Origin of the sequence: Aestuariibaculum sediminum (genome assembly GCF_014596945.1) — a bacterium.
GTDB classification, from domain to species: domain Bacteria; phylum Bacteroidota; class Bacteroidia; order Flavobacteriales; family Flavobacteriaceae; genus Aestuariibaculum; species Aestuariibaculum sediminum.
The window spans coordinates 78,898-103,775 of sequence record NZ_JACVXB010000005.1; the positions used below are offsets into that span (position 1 = coordinate 78,898).

20 protein-coding genes and 1 riboswitch are annotated in these 24,878 nt (G+C 36.0%); of the genes, 2 read left to right on the plus strand and 18 right to left on the minus strand.

What is annotated here, in order from left to right:
• The 16 genes from ICJ83_RS12160 to ICJ83_RS12235 all read right to left on the minus strand — a co-directional run bounded on the left by ICJ83_RS12160 (window position 1) and on the right by ICJ83_RS12235 (window position 17,480).
• Entirely contained in the window at window positions 1-1,098 is a 1,098-nt protein-coding gene (locus tag ICJ83_RS12160; RefSeq protein WP_188230675.1) for an acyloxyacyl hydrolase, read from the minus strand.
• Window positions 1,099-1,218: 120 nt separating this feature from the next.
• Complete coding sequence (locus ICJ83_RS12165) at window positions 1,219-1,680, minus strand: hypothetical protein (protein WP_223154767.1); 462 nt, start codon at window positions 1,678-1,680, stop codon at window positions 1,219-1,221.
• Window positions 1,681-1,856: 176 nt separating this feature from the next.
• Window positions 1,857-2,813 (minus strand): methylenetetrahydrofolate reductase [NAD(P)H], encoded by a 957-nt coding sequence (gene metF, locus ICJ83_RS12170; RefSeq protein WP_188230676.1) that lies wholly within the window; start codon window positions 2,811-2,813, stop codon window positions 1,857-1,859.
• Between the two features lie 305 nt (window positions 2,814-3,118).
• Window positions 3,119-5,791, minus strand: coding sequence for a methionine synthase (gene metH, locus ICJ83_RS12175; RefSeq protein ID WP_188230677.1), 2,673 nt, complete (start codon window positions 5,789-5,791; stop codon window positions 3,119-3,121).
• Window positions 5,792-5,806: 15 nt separating this feature from the next.
• Window positions 5,807-6,814 carry a homocysteine S-methyltransferase family protein gene (locus ICJ83_RS12180; RefSeq protein WP_188230678.1) on the minus strand — a complete coding sequence of 336 codons (1,008 nt, stop codon included), beginning with the start codon at window positions 6,812-6,814 and terminating at the stop codon, window positions 5,807-5,809.
• 155 nt (window positions 6,815-6,969) lie between these two features.
• Window positions 6,970-7,081: riboswitch (SAM riboswitch) on the minus strand.
• Between the two features lie 191 nt (window positions 7,082-7,272).
• Window positions 7,273-8,163: a cysteine synthase CysM gene (gene cysM / locus ICJ83_RS12185; protein WP_188230679.1), complete on the minus strand. Its 891-nt coding sequence runs from the start codon at window positions 8,161-8,163 to the stop codon at window positions 7,273-7,275.
• Window positions 8,150-8,920 (minus strand): serine O-acetyltransferase EpsC, encoded by a 771-nt coding sequence (gene epsC / locus ICJ83_RS12190; protein ID WP_188230680.1) that lies wholly within the window; start codon window positions 8,918-8,920, stop codon window positions 8,150-8,152. Before epsC ends, cysM begins: the two co-directional genes overlap by 14 nt.
• Before the next feature lie 159 nt (window positions 8,921-9,079).
• Window positions 9,080-10,132, minus strand: a complete 1,053-nt coding sequence (locus tag ICJ83_RS12195; protein ID WP_188230681.1) for an NAD(P)/FAD-dependent oxidoreductase — start codon at window positions 10,130-10,132, stop codon at window positions 9,080-9,082.
• Between the two features lie 2 nt (window positions 10,133-10,134).
• Window positions 10,135-10,719: a precorrin-2 dehydrogenase/sirohydrochlorin ferrochelatase family protein gene (locus ICJ83_RS12200; RefSeq protein WP_188230682.1), complete on the minus strand. Its 585-nt coding sequence runs from the start codon at window positions 10,717-10,719 to the stop codon at window positions 10,135-10,137.
• A 10-nt stretch (window positions 10,720-10,729) separates the two neighbouring features.
• The gene (cobA, locus tag ICJ83_RS12205) at window positions 10,730-11,494 is read right to left on the minus strand and encodes a uroporphyrinogen-III C-methyltransferase (protein ID WP_188230683.1); all 765 of its coding nucleotides are present in this window, start codon (window positions 11,492-11,494) and stop codon (window positions 10,730-10,732) included.
• Window positions 11,495-11,517: 23 nt separating this feature from the next.
• Window positions 11,518-13,611 (minus strand): HEPN domain-containing protein, encoded by a 2,094-nt coding sequence (locus tag ICJ83_RS12210; RefSeq protein WP_188230684.1) that lies wholly within the window; start codon window positions 13,609-13,611, stop codon window positions 11,518-11,520.
• A gap of 87 nt (window positions 13,612-13,698) precedes the next feature.
• Complete coding sequence (locus ICJ83_RS12215; protein ID WP_188230685.1) at window positions 13,699-14,946, minus strand: sulfate adenylyltransferase subunit 1; 1,248 nt, start codon at window positions 14,944-14,946, stop codon at window positions 13,699-13,701.
• Window positions 14,947-15,036: 90 nt separating this feature from the next.
• Window positions 15,037-15,942, minus strand: coding sequence for a sulfate adenylyltransferase subunit CysD (gene cysD / locus ICJ83_RS12220; protein WP_188230686.1), 906 nt, complete (start codon window positions 15,940-15,942; stop codon window positions 15,037-15,039).
• A gap of 63 nt (window positions 15,943-16,005) precedes the next feature.
• On the minus strand, window positions 16,006-16,626 hold the full coding sequence (locus tag ICJ83_RS12225) for a phosphoadenosine phosphosulfate reductase domain-containing protein (protein ID WP_188230687.1): 621 nt from the start codon (window positions 16,624-16,626) through the stop codon (window positions 16,006-16,008).
• Between the two features lie 9 nt (window positions 16,627-16,635).
• Window positions 16,636-16,899: a DUF2061 domain-containing protein gene (locus ICJ83_RS12230; RefSeq protein WP_188230688.1), complete on the minus strand. Its 264-nt coding sequence runs from the start codon at window positions 16,897-16,899 to the stop codon at window positions 16,636-16,638.
• A 164-nt stretch (window positions 16,900-17,063) separates the two neighbouring features.
• A complete protein-coding gene (locus ICJ83_RS12235; RefSeq protein WP_188230689.1) occupies window positions 17,064-17,480 on the minus strand; it encodes an RrF2 family transcriptional regulator in 417 nt (138 codons plus the stop codon).
• A gap of 145 nt (window positions 17,481-17,625) precedes the next feature.
• On the opposite strand from ICJ83_RS12235, the gene ICJ83_RS12240 reads away from it, so the two are divergent.
• Both ICJ83_RS12240 and ICJ83_RS12245 read left to right on the plus strand, forming a co-directional pair.
• Window positions 17,626-18,819 (plus strand): glycoside hydrolase family 88 protein, encoded by a 1,194-nt coding sequence (locus ICJ83_RS12240; RefSeq protein ID WP_188230690.1) that lies wholly within the window; start codon window positions 17,626-17,628, stop codon window positions 18,817-18,819.
• 16 nt (window positions 18,820-18,835) lie between these two features.
• Window positions 18,836-20,044 carry a DUF2264 domain-containing protein gene (locus ICJ83_RS12245; protein WP_188230691.1) on the plus strand — a complete coding sequence of 403 codons (1,209 nt, stop codon included), beginning with the start codon at window positions 18,836-18,838 and terminating at the stop codon, window positions 20,042-20,044.
• A 77-nt stretch (window positions 20,045-20,121) separates the two neighbouring features.
• Here ICJ83_RS12245 and ICJ83_RS12250 read toward each other — a convergent pair whose 3' ends face one another.
• Window positions 20,122-21,285 carry a trans-sulfuration enzyme family protein gene (locus ICJ83_RS12250; protein ID WP_188230692.1) on the minus strand — a complete coding sequence of 388 codons (1,164 nt, stop codon included), beginning with the start codon at window positions 21,283-21,285 and terminating at the stop codon, window positions 20,122-20,124.
• Window positions 21,286-21,466: 181 nt separating this feature from the next.
• Window positions 21,467-24,868: a bifunctional aspartate kinase/homoserine dehydrogenase I gene (gene thrA / locus ICJ83_RS12255; RefSeq protein WP_188230693.1), complete on the minus strand. Its 3,402-nt coding sequence runs from the start codon at window positions 24,866-24,868 to the stop codon at window positions 21,467-21,469.
• Window positions 24,869-24,878 lie beyond the last annotated feature (10 nt).

The window sequence follows — 24,878 nt, forward strand, 5'->3', positions numbered from 1 at the left end:
TTATAGTCTAATACCAATACCAAATTCAACAGCTTCGGCTTTCGCTCCATGAGATTTTAATGTCATGGCTCCAAAAATCTTCTTTCCAAAATAGCGTTTTAAACCTATACGCACATATGTTCTACCTTCAAAATCGAACGGATAATACACATAATACCCAAACTGAGTTAGCACTGAAAATTTATTAATAAATAATTCGTGCCCTGCAAAAACACCAACGCGTTTATAGTCCTCATCGCCACTCACATCTTCTTCAGGATAGGAAACACTTTGATAGTAAATTAATTCTTCCAAAAACTTAGAGAAAAACACATCTGCCCCTAACTGTAAAGCACTTTTTACATTTATACGTTTATCGGCATAGGCCGAGGCTATATAAAACGGAAACTGACCACTTCCCACAACATCACTTTCGTTTATACCTGTTCTAAAAACCAAATTATATTTAATTGGTTCGGTAAATTTTTCTTTTACGTCCTTTAAATTGGATTTATATACAGGATCGACATCATCAATATTATAAGTAACCCCTATATTTAATGCTATCGAGTTCGTGCTTAAATTTGGTGCTTTTACGTTTGCATTGGAATAGTGAATTAACGACAACCCTGCCTGTAAACCAAAACGATTAAAAATGCGTTCCTTTTTGTAATTAAGCATGGCAAACGTACTACTTAACAATTTCGAACCATATGCAATATTTCGGTAGTTTTCAGTCTTATCATACGGATTATCGGTATAAGCAATCCCTTGTGCGACTCGAAGCATCATATGCCGTTTCAGAAAATAAAAATTAAAATGCGCATATGCTGATGATACAGTTCCTAGTACATCACTTTTTAAATTCTGATAAACATAAGTCACTCCATAATCAGGATAATTATAACGCTGTTCCCAATTGTTATAACCAAAAGTTTTCCTATTCCAACTTAAAATATAACCCTCCGGATGCCCCTCTATTAGATGTAATATATCATTGTTATGTAAAGCTATATTTCCTTTAAAGTAATTTAAATCAATGTAAGAGGTATGTGTTTTATCCTGAGAAAAACCAACCAAAAAAAACAATAAAAAGATGTAGGTTAAATAGGACCTCATTTAAAATTTGTTGCTTAAACAGCAAAAGTAATAGAATATTTAAACAATCAAGTCAATTAAATGAATCACTTTAAAGCATCCCAACATTATATCCATCTTAATAACTTTCATACAAATAATTTATTCAGTAAAAATTGTGTTTTTGTATAGGGTTAACAGTGCGGCAACAATAATTATATTTTTAAAAATATATTGCCCGAGTAGTGTAAATACTATTGGCGAACCAGAAAAAGATTGATTAGGAAATATAAAAAACGGTAGAAAGGTACAACACATATGTAACAAAGCAGATAAAACTACAGGCTTCCTGAAAATATTTAATACTAAAAGTATTCCAATAGTCGTCTCCCAAATTGCCAGTAAAATAATTGATAAATTAGAAGGCACTAAACCCATTGTAATCACATCCATGGTGTTTTTAGCTAAATCTTCAGCAGGACTTAAATGATCAAAGAATTTTAATCCGCCAAACCATAAATAGACTAAACCAATTGCTAAAGCCAAAAACTGATTTTTTAATACTTGACGTTTAATTTTAATAGGATTTACAAATTCGTATAAGAATAGAACTTTTTCTTTCATACTTAAATTTGGTTGGTTATTTGAGATGTAATTTATAATTTTTCAGTAAAACGAATGTGCAAAAATCATTCGTTTAGAGGGTATTTTTCCATATAAACCTAAAAAATCATTATAATTAAGTATAAAAAAAGCACGCATAAAAAGCGTGCTCATGATATAATCTATAATTATTTATTTTAAAATAACTCTGAAGCAATGGCTTTAATATTATCACTTTTACCCATTGAGTAATAATGTAAAAATGGCACACCAGCATCTTTCAACTCTTTCGATTGTTGAATAGCAAACTCAATACCAACTTGCCTAACAGCCTTATTATCTTTGCAACCTTCTACGGCATCGATAAGATCTTCTGGTAAGTCTATTTTAAATACCTGCGGTAAAATCTGTAAATGGCGTTTTACTGCAATTGGTTTTATACCGGGAATGATAGGCACAGTTATTCCAATCGCTCTGGCTTTTTCAACAAAATCGAAGTACTTTTTGTTGTCGAAAAACATTTGAGTTACCACATAATCGGCTCCTGCATCAACCTTTTCCTTTAAACGCTTTAAATCAGTATTTAAGGACGGGGCCTCCATATGTTTTTCAGGGTAACCTGCTACACCTACACAAAAATCATAATTGTGTTCTACCTCAATGTCATCGTGCAAATACTTTCCTTTATTAAGACTCGAAATTTGCTGTACCAATTCACTAGCAAAAGCATGTCCCCCTTGAGTTGGCACGAAATAAGACTCATCCTTTCTCGAATCGCCACGTAATGCTACAACATTATCAATACCCAAATAATGACAATCGACCAAAACATATTCGGTCTCTTCTTTTGTAAAACCACCACATAATAAATGCGGAATAGCATCCACATTATATTTATGCATAATTGAAGCGCAAATTCCTACTGTACCGGGGCGCATACGAGTAATACGCTTATCTAAAAGTCCATTGCCTTTATCGACATACACATACTCTTCCCTAGAGGTTGTGACATCAATAAACGGTGGATTAAATTCCATTAATGGATCAATATTATTATATAAATCCTGAATATTTTTACCTTTTTGCGGCGGAATTACTTCAAAAGAAAACAAAGTTTTTCCGTTAGCTTTTTTAATATGGTCTGTTACTTTCATTTTTTCTGAATTTCAATCAGTAATTTATTCTAAGTAAAATAAGCCACTGTTAATGCAGCCAAACCCAAAATAAAAAGCTGAAAGAAAAAAACAAAAGCCTCGTTCTGAATCTTTTTCATATTATAATTTTGCTGCAAATGTCTTATTTAAGTTCATTTCATTTGTTAGGAAAAACGAAACAAATTGTTAAGTCTTATCTTTATTTTTTGGGCGTTACCCTTCGTTTATACTTCGGGTCGCGCTTTCCTCTTTATCTTTTTTATCGTTCCTCAAAAAAAGGATGCCGTTGCAATCGCTAGCGCAAATTAATCTGCAATATTAGGATGCAGCCACTTGCTTGCTTTGGCTTTATCGATTCCTTTTCGGTTTGCATAATCCGTTACCTGATCATCGGTAATCTTACCCAATCCAAAATACTTTGCTTCCGGATTTGCAAAATAATAACCCGAAACAGCTGCTGCCGGCCACATGGCTAAACTTTCGGTCAGTCTTACGCCTATTATTTTTTCAACTTCTAAAAGTTCCCAAATGGTCTCCTTCTCTAAATGATCTGGACAAGCTGGATACCCCGGCGCCGGACGAATACCTTTATAACTTTCTTTAATTAAATCGTCGTTTGTTAAATCTTCATCAGCAGCGTAACCCCAATGCTTCGTTCTTATTTGTTTATGTAAATACTCGGCAAACGCTTCAGCAAACCGATCGGCAATGGCTTGTGCCATAATGCCATTATAATCATCGCCTTTAGACCTGTAATCATCAGCTAATTCCTGAGCTCCAAAAATACCTACACAAAACGCACCAATATAATCCGTTTTTCCACTCGCCTTAGGTGCAATAAAATCGGCCAACGCATGATTAGGAATTCCTTCGCGCTTGCTTAACTGCTGGCGTAAGGTTCTAAATACCGCTATTTCTTTACCTTTTTTCTGTACCGAAATATCATCGTCGTTAATGCTATTTGCTTCAAACAACCCGAAAACAGCTTTTGGTTTTAACGATTGTTTCGCAATAATCTCTTCAATCATGTCCTGTGCTTCCTGATACATAATTGTCGCTTGCTCTCCCACCACTTCATCGGTTAAAATATCGGGAAATTTACCATGTAAATCCCAGCTTCTAAAAAACGGACTCCAATCTATATAGGGAACCAATTCTTTTAAACTCAATTGCTTCAGCATTTGAACACCTAATTCTTTAGGTTTTACAATATCGGCATTTTCCCAATCAATTTTATACTTACGCTTACGAGCTTCTTCTATAGAAATATACGATTTCTCCTTACCGCGTTTTAAGAACTTGGTTCTGAATTCGTCGTAATCCTTTTTTAGTTTGGCTACGTATTCGTTATTTGTTTTCTTGTTTAATAAATCACCAACCACAGTTACTGCACGCGAAGCATCATTTACATGAACTACTGCATTTTCATATTGCGGGTCGATTTTAACTGCCGTATGCGCTTTGGAGGTAGTTGCCCCACCAATTAACAAGGGTACATTAAAGTTTTCACGCTGCATTTCTTTAGCTAAGTACACCATTTCATCTAAAGATGGCGTAATTAAACCTGAAAGACCAATAGCATCAACACGTTCTTTGATAGCCGTTTCTATAATTTTTTCTGGCGGTACCATGACCCCCAAATCAACAATCTCGTAATTGTTACAGGCTAAAACCACGCTTACAATATTTTTTCCAATATCGTGCACATCACCTTTTACGGTTGCCATAAGCACTTTACCAACTGGCTCCGATTCTTCTGTTTTTTCGGCTTCAATAAACGGATTTAAATACGCCACGGCTTTTTTCATGACACGTGCGGATTTTACCACTTGAGGCAAGAACATTTTTCCTGCTCCAAATAAATCGCCAACCACGTTCATACCAATCATAAGGTGCCCTTCAATGACATCAATTGGTTTTTCTGACTCTAATCTCGCGGCTTCTACATCTTCAATAATAAAAGCATCGATTCCTTTTACTAACGCATGAGTAATACGATCTTGCACTGGATTCTCACGCCATGATAAATCGACTGTTTTTTCGGCTTTTGTTCCCTTTACCGTTTCTGCGAATTCCAATAAGCGCTCGGTAGCATCATCACGCCGATCTAAAACTACATCTTCAACATGTTCTAGTAAATCCTTCGGAATATCGTCGTAAACCTCTAACATGGTCGGGTTTACAATGCCCATATTCATCCCAGCCTGAATGGCATGATATAAAAATACCGAGTGCATGGCTTCACGAACGGTGTCATTTCCTCTAAACGAAAACGACACGTTACTCACACCGCCACTCACACTTACGTTCTCCAGATTTTGTCGAACCCAACGGGTGGCTTCAATAAAATCGATGGCATTTCTTCGGTGTTCTTCCATTCCTGTTGCCACAGGAAATATGTTTAAATCGAAAATAATATCTTCAGAAGGAAAACCTACTTTATCTACTAAAATTCGGTAAGACCGCTCTGCTATTTCAATACGTCGTTCGTAATTATCGGCTTGACCAACTTCGTCGAACGCCATGACTATAACCGCCGCACCGTAACGTTTAATTTGTTTGGCTTCCCAGATAAATTTCTCTTCGCCTTCTTTTAAAGAAATAGAGTTAACCACACATTTTCCTTGTACCACCTGCAAGCCTGCTTCGATAATCTCCCATTTGGAGCTATCAATCATTATAGGCACCCTGGAAATATCGGGTTCGGCCGCAATCAAATTTAAAAAACGTACCATAGACTCTTTTCCATCTATCAGTCCGTCGTCCATATTAATATCGATAATTTGTGCACCTCCATCTACCTGATGGCGTGCAATATCGAGAGCTTCATCAAATTTTTCCTCTTTAATTAAGCGCAAAAATTTTCTTGATCCGGCAACATTGGTTCGTTCTCCTACATTTATAAAGTTACTGTTCTCATTTAAAACCAATGGTTCTAAACCAGAAAGCTTCATGTATTTTGTTTGCTTTACTTTCATCAAAAACTTTTAATGTTATGCTGAAACAACTTCAGCATGACGGCGTGGTTTATATTTAGCGGCAATATCTGCAATCACTTTAATATGCTCTGGTGTAGTTCCACAGCAGCCACCTATAATATTTATTAAATTTTTCTTTAAATATTCCTCAATTTGTTCCCCCATTTCTTCTGGTGACTCGTCGTATTCACCAAAAGCATTAGGCAGTCCGGCATTGGGATGCGCCGAAATGGCGAAATCGGTTTTATTAGCAATAGCCTCTAAATGCGGTTGCAATAAATTTGCGCCTAAAGCACAATTAAACCCAATCGATAGTAGTGGGATATGAGATACTGAAATTAAAAAAGCCTCAGCCGTTTGCCCTGACAAAGTCCTTCCTGAAGCATCAGTAATTGTACCACTTAACATGATTGGTACATCTATTTGACGTTCATCTTTCACCTCTTCTATTGCAAACAAAGCTGCTTTTGCATTTAAAGTATCAAACACGGTTTCAACCAATAATAAGTCAGCACCACCATCTAACAATGCTTCTATTTGCTGTTTGTAAGCAATGCGTAATTCATCAAAAGTCACAGCACGATATCCGGGGTCGTTTACATCGGGCGACATACTCGCCGTACGGTTTGTGGGTCCGATTGAACCAGCTACAAATCTAGGTTTATGAGGTTCTTTTGCCGTAAATTGATCTGCTACTTCTTTAGCTATTTTTGCAGATTGATAATTCAACTCATATACCAAGTCTTCCATCTCATAATCGGCCATAGCAATAGTTGTACCCGAAAAGGTATTGGTTTCTACAATATCGGCTCCTGCTTCAAAATATTTCGCATGCACTTCTTTAATAGCTTTTGGCTGCGTAATAGATAATAAATCGTTATTACCCTGTAATGGTATTTGGTAATCTTTAAAACGTTCGCCTCTAAAATCATCTTCAGTAAATTTATAGCGCTGTAGCATAGTACCCATGGCACCATCGAGCACTAAAATACGTTCCTTTAAGGCTTTTTGTATGTTTGACATTTTGATATGATAACCGTCTACTGAATACGCTTCTGAATCTCATTATGATGTTAAAAAAAAAACACCTATGAAAAGCTTAAACAAATTCAGTTTGACGAATTTTAATTTAATATTCGTTTATCTGTATGTCATCAAGAAAAGTAAAAAAAGACTTTCCGTTATCTTTCTAATATAAAAATTACATTAGTAGAATGTAGCACCTTCTTTAAAAGTAAAGGGTTGCCAAGGCTTCATCGGGTCTATTCCCTCTACCTTTCTGGATAACATTACAAATTAAGTTTATGAACTAGGGAAGCAAAAATACTATATATATTTTTTTTATCCTCATGAATTAAAGAAAATTGTTACTGTAAACGTCTTGTTGCTTATTAAAACATAAAACCTTCTTAATCCATAGATTCTAGCGACACGAATCCTATCGTCTGGACTTGGATTGATTAAATTCCAAAATCACCTAATTATTCGAATAACGTTGATGACAAATACCGGTCGCCACGATCACATACTATAGAAACAATAACGCCTTCCTGAATTGTTTTAGCAATTTCTAAAGCACAAAATGCGGCGCCCCCGCTACTCATGCCTGCAAAAACACCGGCTTCCTTTGCCAAACGTTGTGTGGTTGCTTTGGCGTTTGATTCACTCACATCAATAACCACATCGACTTTTGATCGATCAAAAAACTTAGGAACATAAGCTTCCGGCCATTTTCTAATGCCTGGAATTCTAGCTCCATCTTCAGGTTGTGCTCCTACAATAGTTATGTTTTCATTTTGTTCTTTTAAAAATGTCGACACCCCCATTATGGTTCCTGTGGTTCCCATAGCTGATACAAAATGTGTTATTTCTCCATCGGTATCTCTCCAAATTTCTGGTCCGGTGGTTTTTACATGTGCCTTCCAGTTATCGTTATTTTCAAACTGATTTAGAAGCACATATCCCTTTTCATCACGAAGCTTAAATGCTAAATCACGCGAACCTTCGATACCCTCGGCTGCCGAAGTTAAAATAACCTCAGCGCCATATGCTCGCATTGTTTTTACGCGTTCTTCGGTAGAGTTTTCAGGCATGATTAAGACCATTTTAAGCCCGAATAAATTTGCTATTAAGGCTAATGCAATACCGGTGTTTCCACTAGTGGCTTCCACCAAAGTACCTCCTGGCTTAACATCGCCACGTTTTAGTGCTTCATTAATCATATTAAACGCTGCACGGTCCTTTACACTGCCCCCGGGATTATCTCCTTCCAGCTTTAAATACAACTTTACTTTTTCTTTGCCCACCAAATGACTTGCATCAATAAGTGGTGTGTTTCCTATGTGATCTAAAATTCCTTTAACGGATGCCATTCTTTTTGGGTCTGATTTTTATTTCGGTTTGATACGTTACTAATGAATTTTCGGGAACAGATTGTGTAATCCAAACGTTCGCTCCAATGGTACTATTCGCTCCAATAACTATATCGCCTCCAAGTATGGTTGCATTAGCATAAATTGTAACATTATCTTCAATAGTTGGATGCCGCTTTGTAGATTCCATACTCTTTTTTACTTGTATACCACCTAATGTTACCCCTTGAAAAATCTTTACATTATTTTTTATAATAGAAGTTTCACCTATAACAATACCTGTACCGTGATCTAAGAAAAAAGATTCTCCAATAGTTGCTCCAGGATGTATATCGATGCCTGTAATTCCATGTACATACTCACTCATCATTCTAGGAATAATCGGTACTTGTTGCACATATAATTCATGACTTAAACGATAAACACAAATAGCGTAAAACCCAGGACAGGCCAAGTAAACTTCTTCCAAACTTTTTGTTGCCGGATCAAAATTTACCACCGCTACAGCATCCAGTTCCAATTTCTCTTTAATAAGTGGAAATTTAGCTTGAAACTCATCCCAAACCCTATCTCCTTTATCAATTTGAAAATTGTCAGCGATTTCTAGAAAAGTTGTTTTCAAGCATTCCAGCTCATCATCGTGAGCGTCGAACAAATAATAAAATAAGTTTTTAGTAAAGCTCTCTACAACATCCTTTAGGCGTACATTGTATTTTTTACCAATCAATTTATCGTTTAATTCTTTACACGGTTTCATTAAACTTTGTTTTTAATGATAAAATGCAATTCGCATAATTAATCGATTCTTTCAATATGAATGTCTTAACTATCGGAATTGCACTTTAAAAGATTATGTTTTTCAGTTTTGTCGCTATTTCATCTTAAAGTTTACAGCTTCAAGATACGCATTTCTGAATTACTGAATGGCTTGAACCACTGCTTTTGGCGCTTCTTTACGAGAACCATCAAAACCATCAATACCACTAACCGTTGTATATTTTAATACATACTTCTTACCAGGATTGATAATTCGATACGCCGCCTGACACATCAATGTGGCTTCGTGGAATCCACAAAGAATTAATTTTAATTTCTCTGGGTAGGTATTAACATCTCCAATAGCAAATATACCTTCGATATTAGTTTGATAATTTCTTGAGTTATCTACCTTAATCGCATTCTTTTCAATTTCTAATCCCCAGTCTCCAATAGGACCTAATTTTGGCGACAACCCAAATAACGGAATAAAATGATCGGTTTCTATACGAGATTCTTCACCATCTTTAGTTACTGTTACGGCCTCTATTTTTCCATCGCCATGTAACCCTGTTACTTCGGCTGGTGTAATTAAGTTGATTTTACCTAAAAGTTTAAGTTCTCCTACTTTTTCAACAGAATCTAATGCGCCTCTAAATTCGTTTCTTCTGTGAATTAATGTTACTTCTGAAGCCACATCCGCTAAAAATATACTCCAGTCTAATGCTGAATCACCTCCTCCAGAAATAACCACACGCTTATTACGATAAACCTCAGGGTCTTTAATCATGTATTCAACACCCTTATCTTCGTAATCGGCTAAACCTTCAATGGCTGGTTTTCTAGGCTCGAACGACCCTAATCCTCCAGCAATTGCCACCACAGGAGCATGATGTTTTGTTCCTTTATTTGTTGTCACAATAAATGAACCATCGTCTTGCTTTTCAATAGTTTCAGCGCGTTCACCTAAGGTGAAACCAGGCTCAAATTGCTTACCTTGTTCTAAAAGATTTTTTGTTAAATCGCCTGCCAATACTTCTGGAAAACCAGGAATATCGTAAATGGGTTTTTTAGGATAAATCTCTGAACACTGACCTCCAGGTTGTGGCAACGCATCAATTAGATGACATTTAAGTTTTAACAATCCTGCCTCAAAAACTGTAAATAATCCAGTTGGTCCTGCACCTATTATTAGTATATCTGTCTTAATCATTTTTACGACTCTTTTTTTTCAATTAATCCTTTGGTAAATTCGTTTAGCGTTTCCACTTTATGTTCGAAATCCCCTTTTATTGTTTTTCTATATTCATTTAAATTTTTTACCAAATCGTCTACATTTTCCGGAATAACATCTTCGAAAAACTGACGTAGTCTTTTGGCTGTTGTTGGCGATTTTCCGTTTGTTGAAATCGCTACTTTTACGTTACCTTTTGTAACAATACCTCCCATATAAAAATCGCAATACGGCGGATTATCGGCAACGTTTATTAAAATACTGCGCTTACGACAATGCTTATGCACTTTCACGTTAACTTCAGGTACGTCGGTCGTTGCGATAACCATATGTTGGCCTTTTAAAAAACGCTTTTTATATTTCGATTCTATTAATGATACATCGCCTTTTTCAGCTAATGCCATTGTACCTTCTCTAAACATTGGGGACACCATTGTTACATGAGCATCTGGACTTGATTTTAATAAAAAATTTAACTTTTCTTCAGCGACGTTTCCTCCACCTACAATTAACACCTTTAACTGACTAGTTTTTAAAAAAATAGGATATAAATTATTTCTTTCCATATAGTACAGCCTATGCTAGTTTATTAACTTCGTGTCTAATTGTTGACAACGCAACACGGTTTTGAACAACATCGCCAATTACGATAATCGCAGGCGAACTTAGTTGCTTTTCTTCAACAATAGATTGAATTGTGCTAACGGTTCCGACACCAACTTTTTCATCGATTCTGGTTCCATTTTGAATGATTGCCATTTGTGTATCCTGTTTGCCTTCGCCTTTAAAAATGTCAACTATTTTTTCCAATTTATGCATCCCCATTAAAATAACTACCGTCGCAGTAGACTTTGCTGCCAAGTGCACATCGGTAGATAAGCTATGGTTTTTAGTTGTCGCCGTAATCACCCAAAAACTTTCAGATGACCCACGTTTTGTTAATGGAATACCTTGATAAGCAGGCACTGCAATAGCCGATGAAATTCCTGGTACCACAAAAGTTTCCAAACCAAATTCACGTGCATAATCAATTTCTTCTGCACCGCGACCAAAAATAAATGGGTCTCCGCCCTTTAAGCGTACTACATGCCCCTTTTCCTTGGCTTTAGCAACAATGAGCTCGTTAATTTGTTCCTGTTGAAACGCATAACAACCTTTACGTTTACCCACAAAAATTAATTCAACATCTACTGAAGCATACTTTAAAAGTTCTTCATTAATTAAGGCATCGTACAAAATCACATGAGCCGATTTTATAGCTTTAATAGCTTTTAAAGTGATTAGCTCAACATCGCCAGGACCAGCGCCTACAACCGTTAATTTTGGGGTTAATATACTCATAGCTCTATTTTATTTTTAAAGCTTTAGGCTACAATACTTTTTTCTTCTTCCCTAAAAGCTCTTACTTTATCTAAAAACTGATTGGCTTCCTCAATATATCTTACAGCAAATTCCTCAGTAGGAGCAAATTTATTAATTTGATATATGATATCAGAGAATGAACTACCTAAATTCAATTTTCCACTTTCAACAAATAGTTTATCAAAATCACTTATTATACCTGCATGCGTATTGGTTTTTTTATTCTCGGATAACAAAATCGCTTTCGCCGAATTAACCAATGAACTGTATGCATGGTAAATTGCACCAGAATACACTTTATTATTTAATGACTCCTGTGCATTTTCTATTTTTTCTTCACTTTCTAAAAACAAGGTAGCAACCAAATCGATAACAACACCTGCACACTCCCCTATGCCAATTTCTTTTTCGTATTTTTCTTCATTTCCCCAATCGATAAAATCTTGAGGTGTTAAATTAGTGACATCCTGAAGATCATTTAACAAATCATAAAAATAACGATCTCCTGTGGCTTTATAATATTCAATAAACGATTTTCCGTTTGAATTTGCTTCGAAATCATTTAAAATTCGACGTAATGCTTCTGGACCTCTACGACTTGGTACTTTTACCACTTTATCGGCAAACAATCCATTACCATCACCTAAATTACCACCGCCAAGTAAAACCTGTAAGGCAGGCGCTACTAATTTATCTGGCGTACGTACAGACATGCCTTGAAAACCTATGTTTGCCATATTGTGTTGACCGCAGGCATTCATGCAACCACTAATTTTGATAACCACATCCTGGTTGTTTACATATTGTGGATATTCGGCCTTAATAACACGCTCCAACTCATCGGCAATACCGGTACTACTTGCAATTCCTAAATTACATGTATCGGTCCCTGGACAAGCCGTAATATCTACTGCCTTATTATACCCAGCTTCTACAAAACCCAACTTCTCTAATTCAGTATAGAAAAACGGAACTAAATCTTCCTTAACGAAAGGTATTACTATGTTTTGACGCAGTGTTAAACGGATTTCTCCAGCGGCATATTTATCAACCAAATCAGCTAACAAACGTGCTTTATCAGTATAAAAATCACCTAACAACACTTTAATACCTATCGCCACATACCCTTCCTGCTTTTGTGGAATAAGGTTTGTTGCCACCCATGTTTGGTATGCTTGTTCGTCTTTAATTTCAACCTTTGGGGCTTCAACAGATACAGGTATCGAAGCTTGGTAAGCATCGGCATCAATAGCTACAGTTTTTAACTCTATTGCATTTTGTTCGGCAGCCACTAACTCTTTGAAAGCCTCTAAACCAATATCCTTAATTAAAAATTTCATTCTGGCTTTTGCACGACTTTTACGTTCGCCATAACGATCGAAAATACGCAACACCCCTTCCATGACTGGAATAATTTTATCTGTTGGAAGAAAATCGTAAAGCACATCGGCATGACGTGGTTGCGACCCTAGTCCGCCTCCAATCATCACCTTAAATCCGCGTACCCCATTTTCAATTTTAGCAATAAAACCTAAATCATGCATATAGGCCAACCCTGTATCTTCATCGGTTGAAGAAAACGAAACTTTAAACTTACGTCCCATTTCCTGACAAATCGGGTTTCTTAAAAAGAATTTATATAGCGCATCAGCATATGGAGACACATCGAAAGGTTCATTTACATCGATACCAGCTGTTTCGCTAGCTGTTACATTACGTACCGTATTACCACAAGCTTCACGTAAGGTTACATCGTCTTTTTCAAGCTCAGCCCAAAGTTCTGGGGTACGATTTAAATCGACGTAATGAATTTGTATATCTTGACGTGTTGTAATATGTAAACGTCCACGAGAATACTCATCGCTAACATCAGAAATTCTTCGTAGCTGATTACTTTTAACTTTTCCATAGGGTAACTTTATACGAATCATTTGAACGCCTTCTTGACGCTGACCGTATACACCACGAGCTAAACGAAGACTTCTGAATTTCTCTTCATCTATTTTGCCATTATTGAATAGCTCAATTTTTTTTGCCAATTCAATAATATCCTTTTCTACAACTGGATTCTCTATTTCTGTTCTAAAACTTTGCATCTCTTTTTTTAAGTTTGATTGTTTAAAATCGAAAACTGAATAAAACGTTAATTTCCAAATTTCGACCTTGTAACTTTTAACTTGCTTTTATTGAATAAACCCGGCTCCAACGGTATTGTTTGATTGCGAATCAATTAAAATAAATGATCCGTTGGTTCGGTGATTTTTAAATTGATCGTAAAAAATCGGCTTATTTAGTTTGAAGGTTACCGAAGCAATGTCGTTCACTTTTAGTTCGGTAACATTATTTTCAACTCCTGAATAATCTGGGTGTATTTTATAATTGATTCGATCAACCTTTGCTAACACCTTGTTAACTCCATGCTGAACTACATATTTAGTTCCTGGCTTAAGGTGTTCTGCATCCATCCAGCACACGTTAGCTGTAAATTGCTTGTCGATGGTTGGCAAATCGTTTTCTTTTACGATCATATCGCCACGACTAACATTAATATCGTCTTCTAAAGTGATGGTTACCGAAGAACGTCTAGATGCGGTTTCGTATTTTTCGTTATAAAAATAAATATCTTTAATTTTCGATCTTGTTTTAGATGGCAACACAATAACGTCGTCGCCTACGCTTAAATTACCACCGTATACTTTCCCTGCGTACCCTCTAAAATCATGAAAATCTTCCGTTTTTGGACGGATAACATACTGAACTGGAAAACGAGGGGTACCCACATTGTATATATCGGCTTTATCCAATTGTTCTAAATGCTCCAGTAATGCTTCTCCTTTATACCAAGGGGTGTTTTCAGATTTATGAACCACATTGTCTCCTTTCAGTGCACTTACCGGGATAAAAGTTATCTTTTGATCCTGATAATCGCGCTTACTCATCAATTCTTCAAAATCGGCTTTAATCTTATTATAAACCTCTTCCGAATAATCAACCAAATCCATTTTGTTAATAGCAACAACAACATCTTTAATTCTTAACAAATTATTGATAAAGAAATGACGATTAGTTTGTTCGATAACCCCTTTTCTTGCATCAATCAAAATAATAGAAGCCTGAGACGTTGATGCTCCCGTAACCATGTTTCGTGTATACTCCACATGACCAGGTGTATCGGCAATAATGTAGCTTTTTTTATTTGTTGAAAAATAGATATGAGCTACATCTATAGTAATCCCCTGTTCTCTTTCTGCCACTAAACCATCGGTCGCTAACGAGAAATCCAAGTAATCGTATCCACGTTGTTTACTTGTTTTTTCTATAGCTTCTAATTTATCGGTAGTTAACGATTTTGTATCATATAATATACGACCAATTAACGTACTCTTACCGTCATCGACACTTCCTGCTGTTGCTATTTTTAATACTTCCATTTTGTTTTTAATGCTTTATGTTGTAGGCTTAACACCTTGAACTTATTTTTTTAAGTTTTCCGTTTTTACGGAAATAACTGTAATTTGTTTTTAGAAATACCCCTGCTGCTTACGTTTTTCCATAGCCGCCTCCGAGCGTTTATCGTCTATTCGTGCTCCGCGCTCCGAAATAGTACTTTCTCGAATTTCTTCAACTACTTTCGAAATTGTAGTGGCTTCAGATAAAACTGCCGCTGTACAGCTCATATCGCCTACGGTTCTAAAACGCACCAGTTCTTCAACAACTTCTTCATGATCGTCGCGATAAACCACTTCATCATCGGCAGACCATATCATACCATCTCGTAAAAACACTTTTCGCTTATGTGCAAAGTAGATAGAAGGGATTTCTATTTTTTCTTTCTCTATATAAGACCACACATCTAATTCTGTCCAGTTTGAAATTGGAAACACGCGTACATTTTGTCCTAAATCAATTTGCCCGTTTAACATATCGAACAATTCAGGGCGCTGGTTTTTCTCATCCCACTGACCAAAATCGTCACGAACTGAAAAAATACGCTCTTTAGCTCTCGCTTTTTCTTCATCACGACGTGCACCACCAATACAAGCATCAAACTTAAATTCTTCAATAGCATCTAAAAGTGTTGTTGTTTGCAACTGATTTCTACTGGCGTAACGACCTGTTTCTTCTTTCACTTTACCTTCATCAATAGAATCCTGAACATTTCTAACAATAAGTTCTAGACCTAATTCTTCAACCAAACGATCTCTAAATTCAATTGTTTCAGGAAAGTTATGCCCCGTATCAATATGCATTAAAGGAAAAGGTACTTTTGCCGGATAAAACGCTTTAACAGCCAATCTCACTAAGGTTATAGAATCTTTTCCTCCAGAGAACAGCAGAACAGGTCTTTCAAACTGTGCTGCTACTTCTCTCATAATGTATATCGCTTCGTTTTCTAATGAATTGATATTTGATGTGTCTTTTTTCATTTTATATTTTATTTAGCCACAAATACGCATTTGTAAGTGCTCTATTTTAATCTTATTTCTTGTTTATGCATGTAATCCACACTCGCGATTAGCTAATGCTTTGGTCGGGTCGAAATATTTAAACTCATTGGGTAAATTATGATTTTCCAAATAAGTATCTAAATCGCTGTCTGACCAATAATAAAACGGACTTACTTTTAAAATTCCATCTTTACTAACACTGAAAATCCCTATACTATCTCTAAACGCCGTTTGTCCTTGACGCAAATTTGTAAACCAAACTTTTGGCTTATGTTCTGCCATAGCTCGCTTGAAAGGCTCCAGTTTTACCTGTTCGGTAAACGCGGCATGCTCGGGAGCATCAACACTTGGTATACCCATAACTACGTCACGATGTGCAGCGGTTTGTTTAGGAACATATAAGTAAACGTTTAAGCTTAAATCTTTTATCACTTGTTCGGCATGCTTATATGTTTGTGGTGTATTGTATCCCGTATCACACCAAATCACAGAAATATCCTGAGCTTCCTGAGTTACTGCATGTAAAATAGCTGCTTCGTATGGTCTGAAGTTTGTGGTAACCACTGCTTCACTGTTTAACTCTAAAGCTTTTTTAATTATATCAGACGGACTTGCGTCTTTATAAGTTTTATTTAGTTCTTTTAATGTATCTTCTGAAATCATAGCACCAAATTATTTTCCCCATTTTATAGAATTCCAAATACGCTCATGAAAAAAGTAAAGCACCATTTTGGTAACCAGTTCTATAGAACCAATTGAAAAGGCCAAGGTTAATTCTCCTGTTACTATCCATGAAATTAAAATAGTATCTAAAGTTCCAACTGTTCTCCAACTTAAAGATTTTACAACGCTTCTTATCGGTTTCTCTGAAGCGGTATCTGTTTTAAAAGTAGTTTTCTCTTTTTGATTTGAATTTGTTAACACTTGCTCAATCATTTTTTACTTTTTATATTATTCCTATCGATTTAATAGGAATTACAAAAGTAAAATATTTTATAACATAAAAAAGTGCTTAATGCAACTTTTTCGAATAATGGAATATTTTCAAGGATAAACTGAAAATATCTTTAAAAAAAACCAGAGATATTATTAAAAATGTGCTATTCTGAAAAAGAAAGATCGGCTAAAGTTGTATTTTTAAAGACATTAAGATTGCTGTCACGTACCTGAATCATGAGTTTATGCACACTACATTCCTGCTCATCAACACAATCATCACATTTTTCATAAAAATTCAAACTCACGCAAGGCACCATAGCAATAGGTCCTTCAAGAACACGCATCACATCAGCCATATTAATTTCAGCTGGTGTATGCCTTAGATAATAACCGCCATATTTACCTTTTTTAGAGCCTAAAACGCCTGCTTTTCTCAAGGTAAGAAGAATACTTTCTAAAAATTTTTGCGGTATTTGTTCTCCTTTTGCGATTTCACCTACCTGCACAGGAACATCATCTTCCTGTCTTGCGATAAAGGTAAGTGCTTTAAGTCCGTATTTTGTTTTTTTAGAAAGCATGGGGTAAATATAATTAATTAACTTGAATATTGTTAAAGCTTAATCAGTAGTTCAAAAAATTATATAAAGAAAATTTAATTAGGATAAATTGAATCAATAGTATTATTTTTAACCCTTTTCCAAAAACAGCAAACTTTTTAAACCTATGAAAATATTATTGAAAACATGTCAACTTTTAATAGTTGCTCTTGTTTTAACAGGATGCAAGAACAAAACCGAAAAACCTGTTGAAGATACTCGAACCATTATTGAAAAATGTACCGACCAGTATACTTTTCTTTCTGATAGTATCAAATCAGCTTTAGATACCAAACGCATGATGCCAAGAAATATTGGTAAAAACGGCCAAACAGGTTTAACAGGTATTTACGATTGGACGAGTGGTTTTTACCCTGGGTCTTTATGGTACTTAAATTTATTAACCAACGATTCTAAATGGGAAAATCTTGCTTTAGAATACACTAAAAAATTAGACACCATTCAGTACTGGACCGGAAATCATGATGTTGGTTTCATGATAGAATGCAGCTATGGTAATGCCTTAAAAAAGGAAGCTTCGGCAGCATTTGATTCTGTAATTGTGCAAACTGCAAAATCCTTGGCGACGCGTTTTCATCCAGGTGCTGGCATTATTCAATCTTGGGATTCCAGCAAAAAATGGAATTGTCCGGTTATCATTGATAACATGATGAACTTAGAGTTATTATTCCATGCTACCGAAATTTCCGGTGATTCTACATATTACAATATAGCCGTTTCTCACGCCAATAAAACCATGGAAAATCATTTTAGAGCCGACAACTCGTCTTTCCACGTGTTAAATTATGATACAGAAACTGGTGAAGTATTAGAAAAAAGAACCCATCAGGGATATGCCGACGATTCGGCTTGGGCACGTGGTCAAGCTTGGGGGCTCTACGGGTTTACCCTTTGCTATCGCGTAACTAAAGATGAAAACTATTTAAACCAAGCATTGAAAATAGCCGATTTCATTAAAAATCACCCTAATCTTCCAGAAGACAACATTCCATATTGGGATTATAATGCACCTGTAGACGAAAATACACCTCGAGATGCTTCGGCTGCAGCAATTACAGCTTCAGCATTATTGGAGCTTTCTGGTTATTTAAGTACCGAAAAAAGCAACATCTATAACACTTTTGCTAATGATATTATCAAATCTCTTAGCAGCCCCGCCTATTTTGCTGAAACAGGAACGAATAATGGTTTCTTGCTTAAACACTCTGTTGGAAGTCTTCCGCATGGCGTAGAAATTGACACACCTTTAAACTATGCCGACTACTATTTTTTAGAAGCCTTATACAGACAACAAAATTAAATAAGTAAACATACAGATGAAAAAAACAATAAGCGCTCTTATTCTATTTTTACTAACTATTAATATTATTACAGCTCAGTCAGACAGAGAACTTTGGGTTAACGAGCTTACAAAATTATCCGACCCTGTTTTAACAGCTTTAGCCAAAGACAAATTAAAAAAAACAATGCCTACTGAACAAAGTAGCTTTGATTATGGCGACCGAAGTAATTTCGCCGGCCTTGAAGCCTTTGGTAGACTTTTAGCTGGTATTGCTCCGTGGTTAGAATTAGGTCCGGGCGACACTAAAGAAGGCAAACTTCGTCAAAAATATATCGAATTAACCCATGAAGCTATATATAATGCGGTTAATCCTGAATCTGACGATTATTTGAATTTTAATAAAGGGGCACAACCTCTGGTTGATGCTGCCTTTTTGGCTCAGGGATTTTTAAGAGCTCCAACGCAATTATGGGAACCCCTTCCCGATGAAACTAAACAAATGGTTGTTAATGCCTTTAAAAAATCGAGAACTATTAAAAATGTTCCCTATAACAACTGGTTATTGTTTGCAGCTACTGTTGAAGCCTTTCTAGCAAAATTTACCGATGATGCCGATTATTTAAGAATTGAATATGCCTTAAATAAACACATGGAATGGTATGTGGGTGACGGCTTATATTCGGATGGAAAATACTACCATTGGGATTATTATAATTCATTTGTTATTCACCCTATGCTTATTGATGTATTTAGAGTTTTAAAGGAAACGAATCACCCGTACAAAAAGCTAAATGACGATGTTATAAAACGTGCGCAGCGTTATGCTGAAATTTTAGAACGCCAAATTTCACCAGAAGGCACTTTTCCTATTATTGGAAGGTCGTCGGTTTACCGCTTTGGGAGTTTCCAGTTATTGTCTCAAATAGCACTTCTGGAACAATTACCATCTGACATTTCTGAAGGACAAGTGCGTGCTGCCTTAACTTCTGTTTTAAAACGGATACTGCAAGCCGATGGTACTTACGATAAAAAAGGATGGCTAAAATTGGGTGTTGTGGGGCATCAGCCTAAAATGGCAGAACCATATATTAACACAGGAAGCCTTTATTTAACGTCTTTAGGCTTTTTAGCTTTAGGCTTGCCTGAAGATCATACTTTCTGGACTTCTAAGCCTGAGCCATGGACGAGCGTAAAAATATGGGGTAGTAACCCTGATGTGGTAAGAGACCATTATAAAAATTAGATATAAAAATTCTATCATAAAAAAGGCGTTACTCGATTAAAAAGTAACGCCTTTTCTAATTTATTAAATTACAATTTTTATCCCAAAGCCTGTTTTAAATCGGCTATAATATCGTCAATATGTTCTAACCCCGCAGAAATACGGACTGATCCATCGGTAATACCAACAGCTGCTTTTACTTCAGGCTCTACTTTAGCATGAGTGGTACTTGCTGGGTGTGTTACAATGGTTCTGGTATCTCCTAAATTAGCAGATAATGAACACATTTTTATATTATCAAAAAAGGCACGTCCACCTGCAACCCCTCCTTCTACTTCAAAAGCAACAATAGTACCGCCCAAACGCATTTGTTTTTTAGCTACATCATATTTGGGATGCGACTTTAAAAATGGGTATTTTACCCATTTCACTTTTGGATGGTTTTCTAAATACTCTGCTATTTTCAGTGCATTTTCACAATGCTTTTCTGTTCTTACCGCTAATGTTTCCAGTGATTTAGACAGTACCCAAGCATTAAAAGGACTCATGGAAGGCCCTGTAAGTCTTGAAAATAAATATATTTCTCGTATCAATTCTTTTTTTCCTACAGTAACACCACCAAGAACACGACCTTGACCATCTATTAATTTAGTAGCAGAATGTATCACCAAATCGGCGCCATGCTTAATAGGGTTTTGCAAATATGGAGTCGCAAAACAGTTATCAATAACCAAAAGTATGTTATGCTTCTTACAAATGGCACTCAAAAAATCTAAGTCTAATACATCAACGCCTGGATTGGTAGGCGTTTCGGCGTATATAAATTTTGTATTTGGCTTAATTAAATTTTCAATAGTTTCAACTTCGTCAATATTGAAATACGAACATTCTATATTCCATTTTGGAAAATATTTAGTAAACAAACCGTGAGTTGCCCCAAAAACAGAACTACAAGACACCACATGATCGCCAGCATCTAACAACGTGGCAAAAGTTGAAAACACTGCTGCCATACCACTTGCAAAAGCATAACCACTTTCAGCGCCTTCCATAGCACAAATTTTATCGACAAATTCGTTAACGTTAGGATTACTGTAGCGGCTATATAAATCTCGTTGTTTTTCTTCAGCAAAAGACGCTCGCATTTCTTCGGCATCATCGAATACAAACCCCGAGGTTAAATACAACGGAACAGAGTGTTCAGAAAACTGCGTCGTTTCCGTTTGTGTTCGAATAGCTAAAGTTTCAAATTTTTTACTCATTTCTATAATTTTTTCTACATCTGCATTCGTTTTCACAAATACATACGTTTATTTTGATTTGTAAGTTAGATTTCTCAAAGTTACAAAGACTAATAATTTTACTTTGCCCTGTTTTGAATTTTAAATATAATTCATCTCTTTTCGCAAACGAGATTCTATTGGCAACAAAAATTTACTCGAACTAATTTACATGTTTCGACAATCGCAAAATATCACCAAAAACACCACGTGCGGTTACCTCCGCGCCTGCGCCTGCACCTTGTATTACGATAGGTTGCTCGCCATAGGATTCAGTAAATATCTCAAAAATCGCATCGCTGCCTTTTACATGTCCTAGGGTACTATCTTCGGGAATGGATACTAATTTAACTTCAAGAGTCCCCTTATCCTGAGATAAATCGCCCGATAAATCACCCACATAACGCAACACATGTCCTTCCTCCTGATTATCCTTCACCTTTTGGAATTCGTCATCTAGCACCTCGAGTTGGCCAAGAAATTCCTGAACAGAAATATCTCTGTAGGCTTCCGGAATTAAATTTTGAACAGCCACGTCTTCAAACTCATTTTTCAAATCCAGTTCTCTAGCTAAAATCAATAATTTTCTAGCCACATCATTTCCTGAAAAATCCTCACGCGGATCTGGCTCGGTAAACCCTTTATCAATGGTCTCCTGAACTATTGCGCTGAAAGGTTTATCCTGTACTGAAAAATTGTTAAATAAATAACTTAATGTTCCTGAAAATACCCCACGTATTCTAGTAATATTTTCTCCAGATTCATGCAATAATTTTATGGTATCGATAAGCGGTAAACCTGCACCAACGGTCGTTTCATATAAATATTCTTTGTTATGGGCTTTAAGCTGTGCTCTTAATTCGGAATAAAATTGATGAGAAATGGTATTCGCTATTTTGTTAGACGACACCAAATCGAAACCTGCTTCAACAAAAGGAACATAATTATCGTGAAAACTTGGGCTCGCTGTATTATCAACGGCAATTAAATTTTCCATGTGATTGTTCTTTGCAAACGTAATTACATCCTCAATAGAACTCTCTAAAGGTGACTTTTTAATAGCTTCTTTCCAATCTTGACCAACGCCTTTTTTATTTAACAGTAACTTTTTAGAGTTTGCGATAGCGAATACATTTAATAATACGCCTTTACGTTTTTCGATATCTTCTTTCGACTTTAAAATCTGATTAATTAAAGCGCCACCAACACCACCATGGCCAAAAATGGCAATGTTAATCTTTTTAGAAATTCCAAAGATTTCACCGTGAATCACGTTCATGGCTTTATGCAATTGGTCTTTCTTAACAACCAAACTCACATTTTTTCCAGTTACCGTATTATTGAAGAGTAAAGGTGTAATCTGGTTTCTAATTAATGCATTAAAAGGTTTATGGAATGAACTTAACTCAATTCCAATAATCGAAATTACCGAAACATCATCGACAACACCAATTTTATTAACATCTTGCGAATAAAAATCGTTTTCAAACTCACGCTCTAATGCCAATACCGCGTTAGTAGCCTGACTTGCATTAATAATTAACCCTATACCACGCTCTGAAGATCCTTGAGAAATGATACTTACGCTAATATCTTTATTAGCCAATGCCCCAAAAATACGCGCATCAACACCACTTTTTCCTAACAATCCGCGACCTTCCAAATTAATTAACGCCACGTCATCTAAAACAGATAGTGAAGTTACTTCTTTTGAATTTGGTTTTGCGGTTATTAATGTACCTTCATCGTCAGCATTAAAGGTATTTAAAATACGTAAGTTGATATTTTTTTCAACTAAAGGGATAATGGTTTTTGCATGCAAAACGGTAGCTCCGAAATTCGCCAATTCGTTAGCCTCGCTAAAGGACATTTCTCTAATTTTTTTAGCATCTTCAACCAAATCTGGATTTGCGGTGTAAATGCCATTTACATGCGTATAATTTTCCAGTTCTTCGGCATCTAAGAAATTCGCAAGTAAAGCCGCAGAATAATTACTTCCGTTTCTTCCTAAAGTGGTCGTTTCGTTACTTTTATTAGAAGCTATAAATCCAGTTACAATATTAACGGTATCTTTTGGTGTGGCTTTGTAAAAGTTTTTTACATTATCTTTTGAAACCTGCGAAATAGGCTGAGCGTTACCAAAAACACCATCGGTTTTAATTAAAGTCCTGGAGTCGACAGCTGCCGCTTTTACCCCCTTTTCATTTAATAAACTAGAAATTAACTTCACAGAAAGTAACTCGCCTTGCGCTAAGATTTCATCCTTAGTTTTTTTACTGTAATCACCAAGCAAACTAACCCCTTCAAACAACTTATCTAGAATGGCAAATTCCTTAGAAAAATCGATGGATTTTAAAGGCTCCGTTTGATAGGCTTTAAATGCCTCCAAATCGGTATGGTATGACTTTCCTTTCACGGCTTGCTCAAGAATAGACTCCAAATCGTCGGTTGCCGAACCTCTGGCCGATACAACTACTGTAATGTTTTCGCCATTATTAATTTTATTTTTAATAATTGAAATAACGGTATTTAACCCGTTACCATTTGCTAAAGATTTCCCTCCAAATTTTAATACTTTCATTCTTCTTTTTTTAGAATTCGGCACAAAAATGCCTTCTACTATTTTTTCTAATTGCTCATATTCCATTAAAAAGGCATCATGCCCGTGTACCGAATGGATTTCATTATAGGTCACATTCGGGTTTGTAACAGCAAGTTGCTTGTGTGTTTGCCTGTTTTCTTCTGCCGTAAAAAACAAATCCGAATCCACTCCTACGATATGAATATTGCCATGAATATTTTCCAACACATTAAAATCGGTTGGCCTGTTTTTAGTTACATCAATAGTTTTTAACAACTGATTCATTAATTTATATGCAGAAAGCTGAAAACGTTCCTGCAATTTTTTCCCGTGATGCAGCAACCAACTTTCAACATTAAAAATTTCAAGTTCTTCATTCTTTGACCGCTGAAAACGTTCTTTAAAAGATTCGGGGGTTCGGTAACACAACATGGCATGCATTCGCGCATCGTGTACCGGATTTTTTGAATTAATTAAAAATTGTTCCTGGATCTGGCAATTGGCAATTAGCCAGTCGGTCGATTTCCAATCGGTAGCTACCGGAATTAAATTTTCGGCAATATCAGGACTTAATACCGCCATTTCCCAAGCTATTCCACCACCCAAAGAACCTCCTACTATAGCAAAAAGCTTTGTGATTTTTAATTCTTTTAACCCGAGTAAAAAGAGATTGGCAATATCTCGTGCTACGAAATCTTTATAGTTTTCAATTATAAATCCGTCGTAGCCATTACCAGGGATATTAAACGACAAAACAGTATATAATTTAGTATCGATAACTTTATCGTCTCCTACTAATTCTTTCCACCATCCATCTTCACCAGACACATTACTGTTACCTGTTAGCGCATGATTAATCAAAACTACTGGAGCCGTCCCCAAAGGCAAACCAAATAATTGATAACTTAGTTTTATCTCGGGAACCTCTACACCACTGTACGTAGAATAATTATTTACTATTATATGTTGAAGGCTGTTTTTCAAAGTTTGATAG